Annotated in this window: 16 protein-coding genes; 3 read left to right on the forward strand and 13 right to left on the reverse strand. The window is 70.1% G+C overall.

Annotated elements, in window-relative coordinates; all coding sequences use genetic code 11:
- Positions 1–6 precede the first annotated feature (6 nt).
- The 13 genes from murC to C5E41_RS29185 all read right to left on the reverse strand — a co-directional run bounded on the left by murC (position 7) and on the right by C5E41_RS29185 (position 16,200).
- Positions 7–1,452 carry a UDP-N-acetylmuramate--L-alanine ligase gene (gene murC / locus C5E41_RS29120; RefSeq protein WP_219823280.1) on the reverse strand — a complete coding sequence of 482 codons (1,446 nt, stop codon included), beginning with the start codon at positions 1,450–1,452 and terminating at the stop codon, positions 7–9.
- Between the two features lie 101 nt (positions 1,453–1,553).
- Entirely contained in the window at positions 1,554–2,729 is a 1,176-nt protein-coding gene (murG, locus tag C5E41_RS29125) for an undecaprenyldiphospho-muramoylpentapeptide beta-N-acetylglucosaminyltransferase (RefSeq protein WP_104378923.1), read from the reverse strand.
- Entirely contained in the window at positions 2,726–4,225 is a 1,500-nt protein-coding gene (ftsW, locus tag C5E41_RS29130) for a putative lipid II flippase FtsW (protein ID WP_104378942.1), read from the reverse strand. The genes murG and ftsW overlap by 4 nt, the downstream gene beginning before the upstream one ends.
- Before the next feature lie 20 nt (positions 4,226–4,245).
- On the reverse strand, positions 4,246–5,709 hold the full coding sequence (gene murD, locus C5E41_RS29135; RefSeq protein ID WP_104378924.1) for a UDP-N-acetylmuramoyl-L-alanine--D-glutamate ligase: 1,464 nt from the start codon (positions 5,707–5,709) through the stop codon (positions 4,246–4,248).
- A 48-nt stretch (positions 5,710–5,757) separates the two neighbouring features.
- Positions 5,758–6,834 (reverse strand): phospho-N-acetylmuramoyl-pentapeptide-transferase, encoded by a 1,077-nt coding sequence (mraY, locus tag C5E41_RS29140; protein ID WP_062966230.1) that lies wholly within the window; start codon positions 6,832–6,834, stop codon positions 5,758–5,760.
- On the reverse strand, positions 6,831–8,351 hold the full coding sequence (locus C5E41_RS29145; protein ID WP_104378925.1) for a UDP-N-acetylmuramoyl-tripeptide--D-alanyl-D-alanine ligase: 1,521 nt from the start codon (positions 8,349–8,351) through the stop codon (positions 6,831–6,833). Before C5E41_RS29145 ends, mraY begins: the two co-directional genes overlap by 4 nt.
- Positions 8,348–10,030: a UDP-N-acetylmuramoyl-L-alanyl-D-glutamate--2,6-diaminopimelate ligase gene (locus C5E41_RS29150; protein ID WP_104378926.1), complete on the reverse strand. Its 1,683-nt coding sequence runs from the start codon at positions 10,028–10,030 to the stop codon at positions 8,348–8,350. The genes C5E41_RS29145 and C5E41_RS29150 overlap by 4 nt, the downstream gene beginning before the upstream one ends.
- 183 nt (positions 10,031–10,213) lie before the next feature.
- A complete protein-coding gene (locus tag C5E41_RS29155) occupies positions 10,214–12,076 on the reverse strand; it encodes a peptidoglycan D,D-transpeptidase FtsI family protein (RefSeq protein WP_439956378.1) in 1,863 nt (620 codons plus the stop codon).
- Between the two features lie 56 nt (positions 12,077–12,132).
- A complete protein-coding gene (locus C5E41_RS29165; RefSeq protein ID WP_258081334.1) occupies positions 12,133–13,065 on the reverse strand; it encodes a hypothetical protein in 933 nt (310 codons plus the stop codon).
- 84 nt (positions 13,066–13,149) lie between these two features.
- Entirely contained in the window at positions 13,150–14,121 is a 972-nt protein-coding gene (gene rsmH / locus C5E41_RS29170; RefSeq protein WP_104378928.1) for a 16S rRNA (cytosine(1402)-N(4))-methyltransferase RsmH, read from the reverse strand.
- A gap of 164 nt (positions 14,122–14,285) precedes the next feature.
- Positions 14,286–14,717: a division/cell wall cluster transcriptional repressor MraZ gene (gene mraZ / locus C5E41_RS29175; RefSeq protein ID WP_104378929.1), complete on the reverse strand. Its 432-nt coding sequence runs from the start codon at positions 14,715–14,717 to the stop codon at positions 14,286–14,288.
- A gap of 486 nt (positions 14,718–15,203) precedes the next feature.
- Positions 15,204–15,632 carry a DUF3040 domain-containing protein gene (locus C5E41_RS29180; RefSeq protein ID WP_104378930.1) on the reverse strand — a complete coding sequence of 143 codons (429 nt, stop codon included), beginning with the start codon at positions 15,630–15,632 and terminating at the stop codon, positions 15,204–15,206.
- 124 nt (positions 15,633–15,756) lie between these two features.
- Positions 15,757–16,200 (reverse strand): SAV_6107 family HEPN domain-containing protein, encoded by a 444-nt coding sequence (locus C5E41_RS29185; protein ID WP_258081335.1) that lies wholly within the window; start codon positions 16,198–16,200, stop codon positions 15,757–15,759.
- Positions 16,201–16,456: 256 nt separating this feature from the next.
- Between C5E41_RS29185 and C5E41_RS29190 the strand changes: the two genes are divergently transcribed.
- The 3 genes from C5E41_RS29190 to C5E41_RS29200 all read left to right on the forward strand — a co-directional run.
- Entirely contained in the window at positions 16,457–17,083 is a 627-nt protein-coding gene (locus C5E41_RS29190; protein WP_104378932.1) for a GNAT family N-acetyltransferase, read from the forward strand.
- Positions 17,080–18,642 (forward strand): phytoene desaturase family protein, encoded by a 1,563-nt coding sequence (locus C5E41_RS29195; RefSeq protein WP_104378933.1) that lies wholly within the window; start codon positions 17,080–17,082, stop codon positions 18,640–18,642. Before C5E41_RS29190 ends, C5E41_RS29195 begins: the two co-directional genes overlap by 4 nt.
- A partial coding sequence (locus C5E41_RS29200; protein WP_146097730.1) for a carotenoid biosynthesis protein occupies positions 18,639–19,052 on the forward strand: 414 nt, incomplete at its 3' end. The genes C5E41_RS29195 and C5E41_RS29200, both read left to right, overlap by 4 nt.

Below are 19,052 nucleotides of genomic sequence, written 5' to 3' on the forward strand. Positions count from 1 at the left end.
CGGTGCTCACCGTCCCGTCGACGGGCGCACCCGCAGTCCGTCCAGAATCTGCCCGCCGAGCATCGTCACGTCGCCGGCGCCCATGGTGATCACCACATCGCCCGCGCGCGCCAAGCTCGCGGCCTGCCGGCCCACCCGCGACATATCCGGTTGATAGTGCACGGGTTTGGTGACCGCCTGGGCCACCAGTGCGCCGTTCACCCCGGGCAGCGGCTTCTCGCGGGCGCCGTAGACGTCGAGGACCACGACCTCGTCGGCCAGCGACAGCGCCGCGCCGAACTCCTCGGCGAAGGTGGCTGTGCGGCTGTACAAGTGCGGCTGGAACACCACGATCACCCGCCCCTGCCGGGAGCGGGCGCCGTCGGCCGCCTCCTGGCGGACCAGTTCGGCCGCCGCCCCCAGCACGGCCCGCACCTCGGTCGGGTGGTGGGCGTAGTCGTCGAAGACCCGCACCCCGTTCTCGCGGCCGACGAACTGGAACCGGCGGTGTACGCCACCGAATCCCTCCAGGCCCTGCAGGATTTCGTCCACATCGGCCCCGGCATCGCGGGCGGCGAGCAGCGCGGCGAGGGCGTTGAGGGCCATATGGCGGCCGGGCACCGACAGGCGCAGCGTGCGCGGCGCGGGCTCGTCGCCCAGTTGCACCGTGGCCACACCGCCCACGTCGCGCGGTTCCCAGGCCACCAGCCGGGCCTGCATCGGCACCGGTACGCCGACCGCTTCCGCCGAGCCGTAGCCGGCCACCCGGATATCGAGTTCCCCGGCCGCCACGCGGTCGGCGACCCGGCGGGCCAGTGCGAGCGAGCCGGGGTCGTCCAGGCAGACCACGAGCAGGCCGCCGGGGACCAGTCGCGCCACGAAGTCGTCGAACACCTGGACGTAGGCCTCGTCGGAGCCGAAGAAATCCAGATGATCGGATTCGATGTTGGTGACCACGGCGACGTCCGGATCGTATTGCAGCAGTGAGCCGTCCGACTCGTCGGCCTCGGCCACGAAATAGCCGCCGGTGCCGTGATGGGCGTTGGTGCCCGCCTCGTTCAGCTCACCGCCGACGGCGAACGACGGATCGAAACCGCAGTGCTGCAACGCCACGACCAGCATGGAGGTGGTGGAGGTCTTGCCGTGGGTGCCCGACACCAGCAGGGTGTGGTGGCCGCGCATCAGTTCCGCGAGGACCGTGGGACGCATGAGCACCGGCACACCGCGCCGATTCGCCTCGACCAGTTCGGGATTCGTCTTCGGGATGGCGGCATAGGTGGTCACCACCGCGCTGGGGCCACCCTCCAGCAGATCCAGCGCACTCGCGTCGTGGCCGATGCGAACCTGGGCCCCGCGCGCCCGCAACGCCAGCACGCCGCGGCTCTCCTTGGCGTCCGACCCCGACACCTCGCCGCCGCGGGCGAGCAGAATCCGCGCGATCCCCGACATGCCGGCCCCGCCGATGCCGACCATGTGGACCCGCCGCAACAGTTCCGGCAGTTCGGCGGGAGCCTGCCCGGTGTGGTTCACCGGGTCCGCCGCGGTTCCCACTTCGGCCGTCTCGTTTCCTCCGGTCACCGTCCGGTCACCTCCAGCACGATTCGCGCCACCGTATCCGCGGCGTCGCGATGTCCGGCACCGGCGGCGGCGACCGACATGTTCGTCAGCGCGGCCGGGTCGGTGAGCAGCGCGATCACCTCGTCCATCACATACTTCGGCGTCATCTCCGCATCGGCGACGATTCTGCCACCGCCCTGCGCGACGATCGGGCGGGCGTTGAACTCCTGTTCGCCGTTGCCGTGCGGCAGCGGCACGTAGAACGCCGGCAGGCCGACCGCCGACACCTCGGCCACGGTCATCGCGCCCGAGCGGCACACCGCGGCGTCGGCGGCGGCATAGGCCAGATCCATCCGCGACAGATACGGCACCGCAACGTATTTCGCGCCGTCACGGCCGGATTCGGTATCGATGCCGTCCAGATCGAGCGTGTTCTTGGGACCGTGCGCGTGCAGCACCGAGATACCGGCCGCCAGCAGTTGCGCGGCAGCGCCGGAAACCGCCTCGTTCAACCGGCGCGCCCCCTGAGAGCCACCGAAGACCAGCAGCACCGGCCCCTGCCGGGGCAGGCCGAAGTGGTCGCGGGCCTGGTTTCGCAATCCGGCCCGGTCGAGAGTGGCGATCGAGGCACGCACCGGAATTCCGACCACCTCGGCGTCGGCACGCCCGCGCGCGTGTACACCCGAATTCGGCACGGCGGCCAGGACCCGCGCCGCGCGCCGGGCGCCGACCTTGTTCGCGATCCCGGCCTTCACATTGGCCTCGTGCACTACCAGCGGCACCCGGCGCGAGCGCCGCAGCACTCCCCCGCCGGCCGCGAGGTAGGCGGGCACCGAGACGTAGCCGCCGAATCCGATGATCACATCGGCCTCGACCGCGTCGATCACCGCGCGGGTGCGGGCGACGGCGCTGTGTACCCGGCCGGGCAGGCGCAGCAGATCGGCGGTGGGTTTACGCGGCAGCGGGACCGGCGGAATCAACTCCAGCGGATAACCGCGCTCGGGAATCAGCGTCGTCTCCAGCCCGCGCTGGGTGCCCAGTGCGGTGATCCGGATCGAGGGATCCAGCCGGCGCAGTGCGTCCGCGACCGCCATCGCGGGTTCGATATGCCCGGCCGTGCCCCCGCCGGCGACGATCACCGAGAGCGTCCGTTGCCCGGAACCCGTCGTGCCGCCGCTCTCGCCGGTTGTCACCTCGAATTACCTCGTTCTCTCGCATGTGTCATCGGATAGCTGGGCTCCCAGGCCCGGGTCGTGCGCCACGACGACGCTCCGCGCGCCTCCCGCCGTCCGGCGTCGGTGCTGCGTCGTCGTGCCGAATCCGAATCTATCGACCGCCGGGGTATCGCCGCACTCCCACCCCGCGCCTGAGCGGCCCCGCGGGACGTGCCCGCGCCACGCGACCGACCGGATGAGTCCGATCGCTTGCGCGCCGGCGGCAATTCCCGCCGTCGCGGGCCGGAGGCCGGGCGGGCCCGGCCCGCGCGGGCGGGTGCATAGGTTTCCGGGATCGGCAGCCGCAGCAACCGGCTGAACCGCCCGTCCTGCCCGGCCTTCAACGCGGCGATCGCCTCGGGTTCGTGCCGGGCCGCGCTCGCGATCAGGCCGAACATCATCAGCGTGATCGCCAGCGACGAACCACCGGCCGACACCAGTGGCAACTGCAGGCCCGTGACCGGCAGCAGACCCACCACGTAACCGATGTTGATCAGCGCCTGACCGGTGATCCAGGTGGTCGCGGCCGCGGTCAGCAGTCGCAGGAACGGATCGGCCGAGCGGCTGGCGATGCGCAGGCCGACGAAGACGAACAGCGCGAAAAGCCCTAACACCAGGGCACATCCGAGAAATCCGAGTTCCTCGCCGATGATGGCGAAGATGAAGTCGTTGTGCGCGTTGGGCAGATAACTCCACTTGGCCCGGCTCTGGCCGAGCCCGCGTCCCCAGATCCCGCCGTCGGCGAGGGAGAACAGCGCCTGCCGCGCCTGATAGCCGATGCCCTGCGGATCGTCGCCGGGATTGAAGAACGCGCGCATGCGATCGGAGCGATAACCCGCCGACAGCGCCAGAATTCCCGCCGCGACCGCCCCCGAGACCGCGATCGTCACGAACAGCCGCACCGGCAACCCGCCGAACCACAGCAGCGCGACCAGCACCAGGCCGACCGCGATCGTGGTCGACAGGTTCGGTTCCAGCACGATCAGCAGACAGACCAGCAGACCGGCCGGCACCAGCGGCACCAGGATGTCCTTGTACCCGCTGTGATCGCCGCGGCGGGTTGCCAGCAGGTGGGCACCCCACAGGATCAGGGTGACCTTCACGATCTCCGACGGCTGCACCGAGACGAACCCGAGGTCGAACCAGCGCCGCGAACCCTGTACCTGGGAGCCGATTCCCGGGACCAGCACCAGCACCAGCAACAGCACCGACACCGCGAACAGCGGGAACGACAGCTGGCGCAGGGCCCGCAACGGAATCCGCAGCGCCACATAGAACAGCGCCGCGCCCAGCGCGGCGAAGAACGCCTGCTGCACGAACAGCGAATACGCCGAACCACCGTCGGCGTAGGCCTCCACGCTGGACGCCGACAGCACCATCACCAGCCCGAGCACGGTGAGCAGGGTGGCGATGGTGACGACGAGGTGGAAATCGGCCAGCGGGCGCGCCAGCCAGGCACCGAACCAGGTGCCCATGGGCTTGCGCGCCGGTTTCGTCACTGCTGGCTCCCGATATCTCTCTCGTCCAGGGCCTGCACCGCCGCCACGAAACTGCGGCCGCGGTGGGTGTAGTCGGCGAACATGTCCAGGGAGGCGGCAGCCGGGGCGAGCAGGACGGTATCGCCGCGCCCGGCATATCCGGCGGCGATGCGTACCGCGCGGGCCATCACCGCGTCGGCGCCGTCGAGATCGGCGACCAGAGAGGCCGTGGAGGGTTCCCCGCTCATCTGTGCATCGTCACCCGAACCGAGCTCGACCACCGGGACATCCGGCGCGTGTCGCGCCATTGCCGCCGCGATGATCGGCGCGTCCTGACCGAAGACCACCGCGGCGACGAGGCGCTCGGCGACCTCCTCGACCAGGTCGTCGATATGGGCGCCCTTGAGCTGACCACCGGCGATCCACACCACCTGCGGATGCGCCAGGATCGACGACCGCGCCGCGTGCGGATTGGTCGCCTTGGAATCATCGACGAACCCGACTCCGGCCAGTTCCCGCACGAAGGCGGCGCGGTGCGGGCCCACCTTGTGCTCGGCCAAGCCCTCCTTGACGAACTGCGGGGCCACGTCGATGGCACGGGTCAGCGCGGCCGCGGCCAGCGCGTCGGCGACACCCGCGGGTCCGGGCGGGCTGATATCGCCGACCTCGGCCAGGATCGCGGCCTTGGTGAAGGCGCGGTCCAGCAATTTGCCGTCGACCACGCCGAGTTCGCCGTCGGCCGGCACCCCGATCCGGAAGCCGACGGTGCGGCGCGCCTTGGACTTTCGCGCCAGTGCCGCGGCCACGGCGTCGTCGAGTCCGACCACGCCGACCCGTCCGGTCAGCGCCCGCGCCTTGGCGGCGGCATAGGCGTCGAGGCCGCCGTGCCAGTCCAGATGATCCTCGGCCACATTCAGCACCACACCGGCCTCCGGGCGCACCGACGGCGCCCAGTGCAGCTGGAACGACGACAGCTCGACCGCCAGGATCTGCGGACCCGGGGTGCGGCGCAGCGCGTCCAGGATCGGCAGCCCGATATTGCCGCAGGCGACGCTGGGCAGCCCGGCCGCGCGCAGGATGGCGTGGGTCATCTGAGTGGTGGTGGTCTTGCCGTTGGTTCCGGTGATCACCAGCCATTTACGCACCGGACCGTAGAGCCGCGCCTGATCCACCCACCAGGCGAATTCCACATCGCCCCAGACCGGAATGCCCTCGGTGACCGCGGAGGCCAGCACCGGCGAATCCGGTCGCCAGCCCGGGCTGGTGATGACCAGCGCGAACCGGTCCAGCGCACCGGATTCGAGTAGTTCGGCGCCGGTGGCGGTGTCGAGGCCGAGTTCGGCGGCCTCGGCCATCGCCTTCTCCCCGGCGTCGGTGACCACGGGACGGGCGCCGATATCGCGCAGCGGCTCGATGAGGGAGCGGCCCGAGACCCCCCATCCCGCGACGAGAACGTCACGGCCACGCAGAAATTCGAGCATGGGACCCGGTGATCGCAGGGCCCGCGGAGTATGTTCGACCATCGCTGCTTACCCGACCTGAGAGAGGTATTCGCTGTAGAACAAGCCCAGACCCACCGCCGCCGCGATTCCGGCGAGCAGCCAGAACCGGATGATGACCGTCGTCTCGGCCCATTTGCTCAGCTCGAAATGGTGATGGAACGGCGCCATCTTGAACAACCGGTTGCGGGTGGTCCGGAACACCGCCACCTGCAGCACCACCGACACGGTCTCGGCGACGAACAGCGCGCCGATGACGACCATGAGCAGTTCGGTGCGGGTGGTGATCGACAAGCCGGCCAGCAGGCCACCGAGGGCCAGCGAACCGGTATCGCCCATGAAGATCTTGGCGGGAGCCGCATTCCACCACAGGAATCCGACGCACGCCGCCGCGCCCGCGGCACACACCAGCGCCAGATCCAGCGGATCGCGCACGTTGTAGCAGCCGGCCTCGGCCTTGAATTCGCAGGCGTGGTAATACTGCCAGAACGTGATGATCACGTAGGCGCCCAGTACCAGGCTCATCGAACCCGCGGCCAGGCCGTCCAGGCCGTCGGTCAGATTCACCGCGTTCGACCACGCGACCACGACCAGGCAGACGAACGCCAGGAAGATGATCACGCTCATCGAGACGGTGTTGATCTCGCGCACGTACGACAGATGCCGGCTGGCCGGGGTGCGTCCGCCGGCGCCGCGAAACTGCAGAGCGAGCACCCCGAAGATCACCGCGGAACCGAGCTGGCCGATGTACTTACCGGCGGCGGTCAAGCCCAGATTGCGCTGTTTGCGCAGCTTGATGAAGTCGTCGATGAAGCCGACCACGCCCAGCGCGGTGGCCAGGCCGAGTACCAGCAGGCCCGAGACCGACGGCCCGTCGGCGTGATAGCCGATGCCGATCAGGTGCGAGCCCAGATATCCGGCCCACATGCCGATCAGGATCGCGACGCCGCCCATGGTCGGAGTGCCGCGCTTGGCCTGATGACTCTCGGGGCCGTCGATGCGGATCTCCTGGCCGAATCCGCGCCGGGCGAACATGCGGATCAGCAGCGGCGTCAGCAGGATCGATACCGCCAGCGCGATCCCCGCCGCGAACAGAATCTGCCTCATCCAGCTGCCTCCGCGCCCTGCCCACCCGATGCGAGCACGTGCTGTGCCACCGCCCACAGACCGGCGGAGTTCGACGCTTTGACCAGCACCACATCACCGGCCGCGATCTCGTTGTCCAGCAGGGCGATCGCGGATTCGATATCGGGTACGAGGATCGATTCCTCGCCCCACGAGCCTTCCATGACCGCGCCCTGGTGCAGCGCGCGGGCCGGACGCCCGGTGCCGACCACGATCAGCCGGTCGACGTCCAGCCGCACCGCGAGCCGTCCGATGGTGTCGTGTTCGACGACGGATTCCTCGCCCAGTTCAGCCATTTCGCCCAAGACCGCCCAGCTGCGCCGGCCGCGCGGCGCATCCGGCGTACCGCCGGCGCGCGACATCGACACCAGCGCCTTGAGCGCGGCGCGCATGGAATCCGGATTGGCGTTGTAGGAGTCGTCGACAACGGTGACCCCGTCGGGCCGGGTCCGCACATCCATCCGGTGCGCCGAACCGACCGTCGCACCGGCCAGGGCCCGGGCCACGGTGTCGAGATCCGCACCGCATTCCAGCGCCACGGCGGCCGCGGCCAGCGCGTTCGAGATCTGGTGCTCGCCGTACACCGCCAGATGCACGTCGGCGTGAGAGCCGTGGGCGTGCAGCGTGAATCGTGCCCGCGCCTCGGTGTCGAGCACGATGTCGGTGGCCCGCACGTCGGCGCCGGACGCCTGACCGAAGGTCACCACCCGGGCCCGGGTCCGCGCGGCCATCGCCGCCACCCGCGGGTCGTCGGCGTTGAGCACCGCCACGCCGGTGGGCGGAAGCGCTTCCACCAGTTCGCCTTTGGCCTGCGCGATGGCGTCACGGCCGCCGAACTCACCCAGGTGGGCGGTGCCGACGTTGAGAACCACACCGATCCGCGGGGGCGCGATATCGGCCAGTGCCTTGATGTGGCCCGGACCGCGCGCGGACAGTTCCAGCACCAGGAAGCGGGAGTCGGCTCCCGCGCGCAGCGCCGTCCACGGGTGGCCCAGTTCGTTGTTGAAGGATCCGGGCGGGGCGACCACCGCGCCCAGCGGCGCGAGCACGCGCGCCAGCAGGTCCTTGGTGGAGGTCTTTCCCGCCGAACCGGTCACCCCGACCACGTTCAGGCCGGCGGCGGCCAGCCGGTCCACACTCGCCCGCGCCAGTTTCGCCAGCGCCGCCAGCACCGCGGCACCGGAGCCGTCGGTGTCGTGGGCCAGCACATAGGAACGGTTCGCCGTCGCGCCGGCCGCGGGGGCGAATGGTTCGACCACGATCGCCGGCACGCCGACCGGCCGCGCCGCCAGCACCGCCACCGCGCCGGAGGCCACGGCCTGGCCGGCGTAGTCGTGCCCGTCGACATGCTCTCCCGGCAGGGCCAGGAACAGGTCGCCGGAATTGATTCGGCGCGAATCGAATTCGACCGCACCGGTCACCGTCACCGCGGGATCGCTCACATCGTGCAGCGTGCCGCCGACGATCTCGGCGATCTCCCGCAGAGTCATTTCGATCATGAAACCGTCAGGTCTTTCGTTTTACGTTCCAGGGCCTGTCCCAGCACCTCACGGTCGTCGAACGGATACTTCACACCCGCAATCTCCTGCCCGGTCTCGTGTCCCTTACCTGCCACCAGCACCACATCCCCCGGCCGTGCCCAATCCACGGCGGCGGCGATGGCGGCGGCCCGATCGCCGATCTCGCGCACCTCACCGCGTTCGGCCTCGGCGATGCCCAGTGCGCCCGCGCGGATCGCGGCACGGATCTCGGCCGGATCCTCGGTGCGCGGATTGTCGTCGGTGATGACCAGCAGATCCGCGCCGCGCGCCGCAGTGGCGCCCATCAGCGGCCGCTTACCGGCGTCGCGATCACCACCGGCGCCCACGACCACGGCCAGGCGGCCGCCGGAGTCGCGCAGATGCCGGCGCAGTGTCGCGATCACCGATTCCACCGCGGCCGGCTTGTGCGCGTAGTCGACGAGGGCGAGGAAATCCTGTCCCGCGTTCACCCGCTGCATCCGGCCCGGCACATCCACCTCGCCCAGCGCCGCGGCCGCCACCGCCGCGTCGGCACCCGCCGCGGCGCACACCGCGATAGCGAGCAGGCCGTTGGCGATGTTGTAGCGCCCGGGCAGCCGCAGCCGCGCCGCAATCTCCCCCGCGGGGCCGATCGCCGTGAACTGCTGCCCGCCGTCGGCCAGCGCGGCGGTGCCGGTCACCATCCACTCCGGCTCGGTCTCCCCGGTCGGGCAGTCCGCGGTCGCCACGGTAACGACCCGGGCGCGCCCGCTCGCCTCCCGTGCCAGCCGCCGGCCCCAGGCGTCGTCCACGCAGATCACGCAGGTGTCGGCGGCGACCTGTCGCTGCGGCGCGCCCGGATCCGGGACGAACAGCCGCCGCTTGGCGGCGAAGTAGTCCTCGAAATCGGCGTGGAAGTCCAGGTGATCCTGCGACAGGTTCGTGAACGCGCCGACGGAGAAGTGCACACCGTCCACGCGGCCCAGTGCCAGCGCGTGGCTGGACACCTCCATCACCACGGCTTGCACACCCTGTTCCACCATCAGCGCGAACATCGCGTGCAGCTGCGGCGCTTCCGGTGTGGTCAGCGCGCTGGGCACCCGGCGGTACTCCACGGCGCTCGCACCGGCGGCGATCTCCTCCGGGTTCGAATCGACGCGCCGGGCGATCCGCGTCTCGATCGTGCCGATCAGCGCGGTAGACAGCCCGGCCGCGGTCAGGCCCGCCTCCACCAGATACGAGGTGGTGGTCTTACCCGATGTGCCGGTGATGCCGATGACCTGTAGTCGCCGCGAGGGATGACCGTAGACCGCCGCCGACAGTTCACCCAGTACCGCGCGCGGATCGTCGTGCACGAGCACTGGCACATCCAGTTCGCCGATCAGCTCCGCCCCCGCGGCGTCGGTGAACACCGCGACCGCGCCGCGCTCCACGGCGTCGGCGGCGAAGCGCGCGCCGTGGGCCTTGGCACCGGCCAGACCGGCGAACAGATCACCGGGCTGCACGGCGTTCGAGCGCTGTTCGATGCCGGTGACTTCGATCCCGGCCGGATCGCCGGAGTTCAGCCGCGCGCCGGTCAGTTCGGCAACGGCCTGCACCGGCGTCGGCAACGCAACGGCGGGGCGAAGCACCTGCGGGCTGGGCTGCACGGGCACCAGGCTCCTTTCGTGGGCGCACATCTGTGCATCGGGTCGAGATTCGGGGTCGGGGAGTCAGGTTACCTGTGGACGATCGACGGCCACGCAGCGTGGCCGCCTCGCGCGCACCGGCTCCCCCGCCTCACCGCGCCCGCACCCGCCCGTGCGGCGGGCCGCAGACGGGCACCCACGGTTCCGAAACCGGACATTCGGCCGCGCACACCACTACATCGCCTGGAGCACAAGCTGTTTCGGCGGCACGGTGGACGGCGGAATCCGATCGCGCTGCAGCGCCCAGGAGGCGATGCTGTGGAACAGCGGCGCCGCCGACTGCCCACCGCTGCCGTCGGTGCTGCGCACGGGTGCGTTCAACATGATGCCGATGACGTAGCGCGGATTGTCGGCCGGGGCGATCCCGGCGAAGGTGATCCAGTAACGATCGCTGGAATAGCACTGGCATTTGTCGTCGATCTGCTGCGCGGTTCCGGTCTTCCCGGCGATCTGGTAACCCTCGATCGCCGCGGGAGCGCCCGTACCCTGCTGATAACCCATCGGATCGCGCTGCACCACGGCCTGGAACATCTGCCGCAGCGTCCTCGCGGTCTGCGGGCTCACCACTCGCACGCCGTCCGGCTGCGGTTCGCTGGTGCGGTGCCCGTCGGGGCCGATCACGTCCTTGACGATGCGCGGCGGGATCCGCACACCGTCGTTGGCGATAGCCTGGTACATCCCGGTCATCTGCAGCAGCGTCATCGAAAGGCCCTGTCCGATGGGCAGATTCGCGAACGTCGAACCGGACCACTGGTCGCGCGGGGGCACGATGCCACCGCTCTCACCGGGCAGTCCGACACCGGTGCGCTGTCCCAGGCCGAAACGCTTGACCATATCCGCGAAGCGGTCTTCACCGACTCGCTGCGCGAGCATCAGCGTGCCCACATTCGACGACTTACCGAAGATGCCGGTGGTGGTGTAGGGCATCACGCCGTGCGACCACGCGTCGTGCACGACCACGCCGCCCATGTGGATCTCACCGGGAACCTGGTGGATCTCGTCCGGATTGGTCAGGCCGTACTCGATGGAGGCCGCCGCGGTGATGATCTTGTTCACCGAACCGGGCTCATAGGCATTGGTCACCGACGGATTGCCGATATCGGCCGAGGCCCAGAACTTCGGATCCTGCGCCGGATTGAAGGTGTTGTCGTTGGCCATGGCCAGCACCTGGCCGGTGTGGGCGTCCAGTACCACCGCCGAGGCGTCCTGCGCGCCGGATTTGTCCTTGGCCTCCTGGACCTGCTGCTGCACGTAGTACTGCAGATCGGAGTCGAGGGTCAGTTCGACATTGGAGCCGTTGACCGCGGGCACCTTGTCGCGCTCGCTGCCGGGGATGACCGCCCCGTCGGAGCCGCGGTCGTAGGTGTGCGAACCGTCGGTGCCGGCCAGCGTCGCGTCCATCGACGCCTCGAGCCCCACCTGGCCGTGTCCGTCCCAGCCGGTCGCGCCCACCACATTGGCCGCCAGCGCGCCGCCCGGATAGACCGGCGTGTCCTGACGTTCGGTCCCCACCTCGGGGAACTTCTCGGTGATCTCGTCGGCGACCCGGGAGTCGACGTTGTAGGCCAGATAGGTGAACTGGTCGTCGCTGCGCAGTTTGGCGAGCAGATCCGCTTCGGGGGGCGCGTCCTTGCCCAGCTTCTCGTGGATCGTCTCGGCGATCTCCTCCAGCCGCGTCTCGACCTCGGGCGCCTTGTCGCTCTTCGCCCGCGCATCGGCCAGATCCTTGCGCACGGCCACCGGCCGGAAGTTGAGCTTCTTGGTCACGACGGTGAACGCGAGCGCGCGGCCGTCGCGATCGAGGATGGCGCCGCGTTGCGCCCAGTCGGTCTGATGCACCGTGCGCTGGCTGGCCGCCTCGGCCGACAAGCTGGGCGCGGAAAACGTTTGCAGCCAGAGCAATTGCATCGCGACGACGAGCAGCGCCACCAGCATGAGGACGCGTCCGACTCCGAACCGCAGCCGCGTGGAGGCATCCGCGGGCGAACCCGCCCGCGGCCGGGGAGCGCGGCGCGGCCGGGCGGGCGTGGATCGCATACCCGCCCGGCCGCGTCCCGTGGCACCTGCTCCGGTTCTGCCTCCGCCGCGGCCGGTCATCGATCGGCCCCCTCGGGGGCCGCCTGAACCACCGGCTGGGTGCCGGCCGGCTGCGCGGCGGGTGCTACGGGCGCGGGCGGACCGGCCGGTGCCGCCGGTTGGGTACCCGCGGTCGCGACCGGCGCCGCCTGCGCCGCGGGCTCCGGCCCGGCAGCGGGTGCGGCTGGGGCTGCGGGTGCGGCCGGGGCCGCCTGTGCCGCCGGTTGGGTACCGGCCGTTGGCGCGGCCGGCGCCGCCGGTGCGGCCTGTACCGGCGCCGGAACCTGCGTCGGCTGAGCCGGCGGCGGCGCGGCCGTCGTCGGCGCCGGGGCCTGATTCTGCTCGGCCGGGCCGGGAGCGGGCGGAGCCGGGGTGGTGGTCACCGGGACCAGCCGTTCGCCTTGGGCCTGAGCGAGTTTCGGCGGCAGCGGCTTGGCGGGAGTCGTGTTGAGCGGCGGCACCGGCGCACCCTCGGCCGGCGTCTCCTTGCCGACCACCGTGACCGAACCGTCGGGCGCCACGAGCAGGCGGGCGGGATCCTTGGCCGGGATCATGCCCAACTCGCGCGCGCGGTTGGCCAGTTCGGGCGCCGAGTCGGCGGCCTCGACCTCGCGCTGCAATGCCGCGCGCTCGTCGAGCAACTGCCGGTTGATGCGGCGGGCGTCGCTGAGCTGATAGCTGTCCTCGGCGGCATGGGTGGTCAGCACCAGGGTCGCGAGCAGACCGCAGCCGAGCAGGGCGAGAATCGCCGCCACGAACGGCAGCCGCCCGGCCATCATCGACCCGGCGCGCCCGGGCAGCGGCGGAAGCACACGCTCCCCCGCCCGATTGCGCCGGCGCGCATACGCGCGTTGGGCCGCACCGGATTTCACGCGGTCGGCGCTGTGCGCTCGCCGCGGCGCGGACCGCTGCGTCCGCTGTGGTGCGTCCACCCGTGTCCGCACGCTCATATTCCTGCCTCCCCTACCGATTTCCTGTGGGACTGGCCGTCGTAGTGCTGCCGAACCGGCAATACCCCCGTCGCCGGATCGCTGTCACCCGGCCGCCTGTATTCGCTCCGCGGCCCGCATGCGCACCGGCGCCGCGCGTGGGTTCTCCTCGATCTCCGTTTCGCTCGCCTTCTCCGCGCCCCTGGTCAGAATCGCGAATTCCGGTCCCATGCCGGGCAATTCGACGGGCAGGTCCAATGGTGTGCGCGAGGCCGAGGCCTGCGCGAAGATCTGTTTGACGACCTTGTCCTCCAGCGACTGGTAGGACATGACGACGATCCGGCCGCCGACCTCCAGCGCCGCCAACGCCGCCGGCACCGCGGCCTCGAGCGACTCGAGTTCGCGATTGACCTCGATCCGCAAAGCCTGGAAGGTACGTTTGGCGGGGTGTCCGCCGGTGCGCCGGGTCGCCGCGGGTATCGCGTCGTAGAGCAGTTCCACCAGTTGGGCACTGGTCGTGAACGGCCGCTGCGCGCGCCGGCGGACGATCTCACTCGCGATCCGGCCCGCAAAGCGTTCCTCGCCATAGGTTTTCAGGATCCGGGCCAGATCGCCGTGGCTGTAGGTGTTGAGCACATCGGCCGCGGTGAGGTCGGAGGTCGGGTCCATCCGCATGTCCAGCGGGGCGTCCACCGAATAGGCGAATCCCCGCTCGGCCTCGTCGAGCTGCATGGAGGACACACCGAGATCCATCAGCACCGCGCGCACGGAGCCGCGTTCCGGCAGCCCGGCCTGCCGCAGCGCGCCGGGCAGGCCGTCATATCTGGTGTGCACCAGCGTGATTCGATCGGCGAAGGGCTCGAGCCGCTCGCCCGCCAGGCGCAGCGCCTCGGTATCACGGTCCAGCCCGATCAGGCGAATCGCGGGATAGGTCCGCAGGAAATGTTCGGCATGCCCGCCCAAACCGAGCGTGGCGTCGACCAGGACTCCACCGGATTCCAGTGCGGGGCCGAGGATTTCATCGGCGCGACGCAAAAGAACCGGAACATGGCGGGGGCGGTCGCTGTCATGGTTCACCTCGACCTCCCGAATCCTGGCTCACGGTGCTTGCGACGGGTGGATGGCCTTACGAGTGGACAGCCAATGCCCCGGGGTCTCTGACCGAACACGGCACCTGGCGTTGGGGAAGTACGTCAGGGTCCGTGCCGGGCAGAGGCCGCAGGGCACTCGCCTGTCTCGGATCAGAAAATTCCGCCCAGCGACTCGTCTCCTGCCAGCGAGTAGTCCTCCTCGTGCTCGGCGAGGTAGGAATCCCACGCCTGTTTGTCCCAAATCTCGAGGAAATCGACCGAGCCGATCACCACGCAGTCCTTGGACAGATTCGCGTAGCGGCGATGTTCTGCCGACAACGTGATCCGGCCCTGTCCATCGGGACGTTGCTCGTCCGTGGACGCCGCCAAGGCACGAACGAAAGCCCTTGCCTGCGGGTTGCTTCGAGATGCCGCCGCGGCTCGCCGCGCCAGGGCGGTGAACTCTCCTTTGGGATAGACGGCAAGGCTGTGGTCCTGACCTTTCGTGACCATCAACCCTCCCGCCAGTTCGTCGCGAAACTTCGCAGGCAACGTCAGTCGCCCTTTGTCGTCCAGGCGAGGCGTGTAGGTACCGAGAAACACAGTCTCGACACCTCCCGCTCGATCACCTCGTCTGGTCGGCTCTTATCAGTGCGCGCTCCACATTACCCCACTTTCCCCCACTTTCAATCGAAAGCCGCGGTGATCTCGGTCCCCGGCTCGGGGATTGAGCAGGTCAGCTCAGCTATCACCGCGGTGGGGAGATTTCGTCGAGTTCCTTCGACACGCGCCGGCGGCGGGCCGGGCAGCCCGACAACCGTCAGCAAACCCGCAGCTGGGAGCGGCCCCGACCGGCGGTGGGTGAAAGTGGGGACCGAGCGTGGGGCAAGGTGGGGAAATGCGGGGACCAACGAATCCGTCACCCCGTGAACGCGATCCGAATCACTCCGCGAAAAGAAACGACACGCCGCACATCACGGCGTGTCGTTCGAGATTGTTTCGTTGTGGGCTACTCGGCGCTGGGCACGGCAATCATCGCGCAACCACATTCGGCCGCTGGCCGCCGCTCCCGCGGAGGCGAGCGGCCGATCAGCTGTCCTGTTCGAAGCGGCGCCTGAACCGATCTTCCATGCGGGCGGAGAAGCCACCGGCCTTGCGTTGCTTACCCTTTGCCCCTCGGCCGGGAACGCCACCGGGACCGGAAGGGGCATCGCCGCCGCCTCGGCCGCTCTTGGTCATACCCGAGCCGCCCAGCAACAACAGGACACCCGCGCCGAACATCACGATGAAGCCGAGCAGGCTGATGATGGGGAATCCGCCGGGCTTGACGGGCAGGGCGATTCCCGCGATGAGAAGAACGAGGCCGAGGACGAAGAGCGCGGCCGCCTGAAGTCTGCGTCTCCCCGTGGCAGAGCGGAGCCGTCCACCACGAACGGTCGAGGCGAATTTCGGGTCCTCAGCATAGAGCGCGCTCTCGATCTGTTCGAGCATGCGCTGCTCGTGCTCGGAGAGTGGCACGGTACCTCCCCCGGCACTAGATCCTGGTTGTCGCCTCCGGGTAGACGACAAGTAGCCGACCTTGGCGGCTACTGCCACCAATGATACGAGTTCGATCAGTGCGGTACCACCTACTCGCCGATGTTCACGCCGTGCCGTCGACGAGCCAGCCCGGCGCCGGACGTAGCCGGGCCGCGGTGATCGCCAGCGCATCCTCCACATCGCGCAGGAATGCCTCCACCCGCGAGGCGAATTCGTCGGCCTGGGTATCGCTGATCGCGCGGTCCAGTCCGGCCTCGAGCGCGGCCCGGGTTTCGGAGAAGGAACTGAAGTAGTCCGACCACATCACGAATTCCGGCGCGGCCTGCTGCATCAGCACCCACGCGTTGCGGGAGCGCGCCCGCGGCGCGCGGTCGGCCCCGGTCGCGGCCAGCACGGCCCCGGCACCCCGCAACGCCGCCAGGTAGGCGCTGCGCAGACGCTCGCGCGGATCGGGTTCGGCCCAGGCCTGCTGCACCATCGTGTCCGCCCGGTCGAGCAGTCCGCCCGCCCGGCCGGTACGTCGTGGATCGTCCATCCGACCAGCCATCTCGACACCTCCACATTTCGCATACCGCGCCCGGTCGACCGTGCCGAACCGAACAGGCATTCGAACGTTTCAATTGAATGTGAATATAGAGACGACCACCGACAGACTTTCGCGCCGAACGCGAGCCGCGCACCCTGGATGGGGACCCCCGCGCCCCCACGCATCGAACTCCGACGCCCGCCCCCCAGACCACAGATACCTTCGACAGACTACCTTCGACAGACAGAGACGGCCCCGAAGATATGGCTCCCCGCACATGACCGCCGTCAGGCCCCGCCACACCCCCGCGCCCGTCGTCGTCGACCTCTCGGCCGCGACGTTGCGCCACCGGCTGCACGACGCCCTCGCCGTGTACGTCGCGGCGATGGACTATCCACGCGGCACCGAACACCACCGCGCCCCGATGTGGGCCGAGCACACCACCCGGCCGGGCTGGCAGGCCGTCGCCGCGGTGGTCCCCGACGACAGCGGCCACGTCGATCTACGCACCGCGCCGATCGTCGCGATCGCCTATGGCTATCGCGGTGCGCCCCATCAGTGGTGGCATCAGCAGGTCCACACCGGCATGCGCCGCTCGGGCTGGCCGGAGCAGACCGCGCGGGCCCTGCTGTCGAACTACTTCGAACTCACCGAACTGCACGTCCATCCGTCCGCGCAGGGCCGCGGCATCGGCGAGACCCTGCTGGTACGGCTGCTCGAGCAGCGCACGGAGGCGGCGGTGCTGCTGTCCACCCCGGAGGTCGATCGGGAGGCCAACCGCGCCTGGCGGCTGTATCGCCGACAGGGATTCACCGACGTGGTCCGGCATTTCGTCTTCTCCGGCGATACCCGGCGCTTCGCCGTACTCGGCCGCCCGCTGCCGCTACGGACGCCCGAGCAGTGACGACACTGGTTCTCGGATCCGGCCACAACGCACTGGTCGCGGCCTGCTATCTGGCACGCGCGGGATATCCGGTGGAGGTCCTCGAGCGTGACGAGGTGCTCGGCGGCGCGGTGTCGACGGTCGAGCGCTTCCCGGGTCATCTCATGGACCGCGGTTCCTCGGCGCACATCATGATCCGCCATACCGGCATCATCGAGGAACTCGGGCTGGAGAAGTTCGGGCTGCGCTACATCGACTGCGACCCTTGGGCTTTCGCGCCCGCACCGGTGGGCTCGGATGCCGAGCCGATCGTCTTCCATCGCGATGTCGACCGCACCTGCGCCTCGATCGAACGGGCCTGCGGTCCCCGCGACGCCGAGGCCTACCGGCGGTTCGTCCGCACCTGGGGACCGCGGGCCCAGCGGGTGATGCGGGCGTTCGGCGGTGCGCCGACACCGGGCCGGTTCCTGCGCGCGTTCTGGGGCCTCGACGCCCGGGGCGGCGGCAGCGCGCTGTCGCGGGAATTCCTGCAGCCCGGGGATGCCTTGCTGGACAGCTGGTTCGATGACGAACGGCTGAAGGCGGCGCTGGCCTGGTTCGGCGCGCAGTCCGGACCGCCGATGTCGGAACCCGGCACCGCGCCGATGGCCGGTTTCGCCGCCCTGATGCACACGCTCCCGCCCGGCCGCGCGGTCGGCGGTAGCGGTGCGCTCACCACGGCACTCGTCGCGCGGCTGCGCGCCGACGGCGGCACCGTCTCGGCCGGTGACGAGGTAACCGAACTGCGCCGCTCGGGCGAGGGCTGGCGGGTGCGCACGGCGAGCGGCCGCGACCTGTCCGCCCGCACCGTGATTTCCGGCACACACGTGCTCACCACGCTGGAGTTGTTGCGGCGCGGCGGATTCGACGACACCGTTCTCGCCGACTGGCGGCGCCGCATCCGGGTCGGTCCCGGTATCGGCATGGTCGTGCGGGCCGCCACCACCGCACTTCCGGCATACCCCGGTGCCACGCCGGAGGAGTCGACGCGCGGGCTGCAATTGCTGGTGACCGATCGACGGCAGTTGCGACTCGCGCACGCCGCCGCGCTGGCCGGGGAACTGCCGCCGCGGCCGGTGGTGCTGGCGATGAGTTTCAGCGCCCTCGACCCCACGATCGCGCCGCCCGGCGAACATCAGCTGTCGCTGTGGGCGCAATGGCATCCGCACCGGCTCGCCGACGGCAGCGAGTGGAGCGCGCACGGTGAGCGCGAGGCCGACCGCATCATCGCCGAAGTCGACTCCTACGCACCCGGTTTCGCCGATTCGGTGCGGCAGCGGTATGTGCAGACACCCGCCGATCTAGAGACCGAATTGGGGCTCATCGGCGGCAATGTCATGCATGTGGAGATGTCGATGGATCAGATGTTCTTCTGGCGGCCGATTCCGGAATTGTCCGGACAGAAGGTGCCGGGGGCGCCCGGGCTGTATCTGACCGGCGCCTCCACCCACCCCGGCGGAGGGGTGTCGGGCGCGAGCGGGCGTACCGCGGCGGGGCTGGTGCTGCGATCGCTGCGCCGCGGTCGCTTCGCGCCGCGATGACGGCGCGGCAGTGGCCGGCGGTGACCGCCGTGGCCTGGGTCGCGGCGCAGATCGCCTATCCCCTCACCGACGGCTCGGCGCGCGACCGGGTGACGATCCTGATCGTCGCGCTGTCGGCGGCCACCGCGCTGCTGCACGCCTGGGCGGCCCGGGGCATCGGCTGGGCGGCCGGCTACGCGGCGATCGTGGGCGGCGTCGGCGCGGTCGCCGAGATGATCGGTACCGCAAGCGGTTTCCCGTTCGGCTGCTATCACTACGCGCACGGCCGGCTCGGTCCCGACCTCGCGCAGGTGCCGCTGCTCGTGCCGGTGGCCTGGGTTGGCGGTCTCTACCCGATCTGGGTGGCGACCGGGCTGCTGTGCCGCCGCACCGTCACCCGCGTCGTGGCGACGGCGGCGGGGGCGGTGGGC

It is taken from the genome of Nocardia nova, assembly GCF_002933465.1.
Lineage (GTDB): Bacteria > Actinomycetota > Actinomycetes > Mycobacteriales > Mycobacteriaceae > Nocardia > Nocardia nova_B.

What these genes read in the sequence shown, in the direction of transcription:
- murC (WP_219823280.1), bottom strand. Translation starts at nt 1,452, where the DNA reads ATGGTCGGCATCGGCGGGGCCGGCATGTCGGGGATCGCGCGGATTCTG.
- ftsW (WP_104378942.1), bottom strand. Translation starts at nt 4,225, where the DNA reads ATGGGCACCTGGTTCGGTGCCTGGCTGGCGCGCCCGCTGGCCGATTTC.
- C5E41_RS29150 (WP_104378926.1), bottom strand. Translation starts at nt 10,030, where the DNA reads ATGTGCGCCCACGAAAGGAGCCTGGTGCCCGTGCAGCCCAGCCCGCAG.
- C5E41_RS29155 (WP_439956378.1), bottom strand. Translation starts at nt 12,076, where the DNA reads ATGCGATCCACGCCCGCCCGGCCGCGCCGCGCTCCCCGGCCGCGGGCG.
- C5E41_RS29145 (WP_104378925.1), bottom strand. Translation starts at nt 8,351, where the DNA reads ATGATCGAAATGACTCTGCGGGAGATCGCCGAGATCGTCGGCGGCACG.
- murD (WP_104378924.1), bottom strand. Translation starts at nt 5,709, where the DNA reads ATGCTCGAATTTCTGCGTGGCCGTGACGTTCTCGTCGCGGGATGGGGG.
- C5E41_RS29190 (WP_104378932.1), top strand. Translation starts at nt 16,457, where the DNA reads ATGACCGCCGTCAGGCCCCGCCACACCCCCGCGCCCGTCGTCGTCGAC.
- mraY (WP_062966230.1), bottom strand. Translation starts at nt 6,834, where the DNA reads ATGAGGCAGATTCTGTTCGCGGCGGGGATCGCGCTGGCGGTATCGATC.
- C5E41_RS29165 (WP_258081334.1), bottom strand. Translation starts at nt 13,065, where the DNA reads ATGAGCGTGCGGACACGGGTGGACGCACCACAGCGGACGCAGCGGTCC.
- C5E41_RS29185 (WP_258081335.1), bottom strand. Translation starts at nt 16,200, where the DNA reads ATGGCTGGTCGGATGGACGATCCACGACGTACCGGCCGGGCGGGCGGA.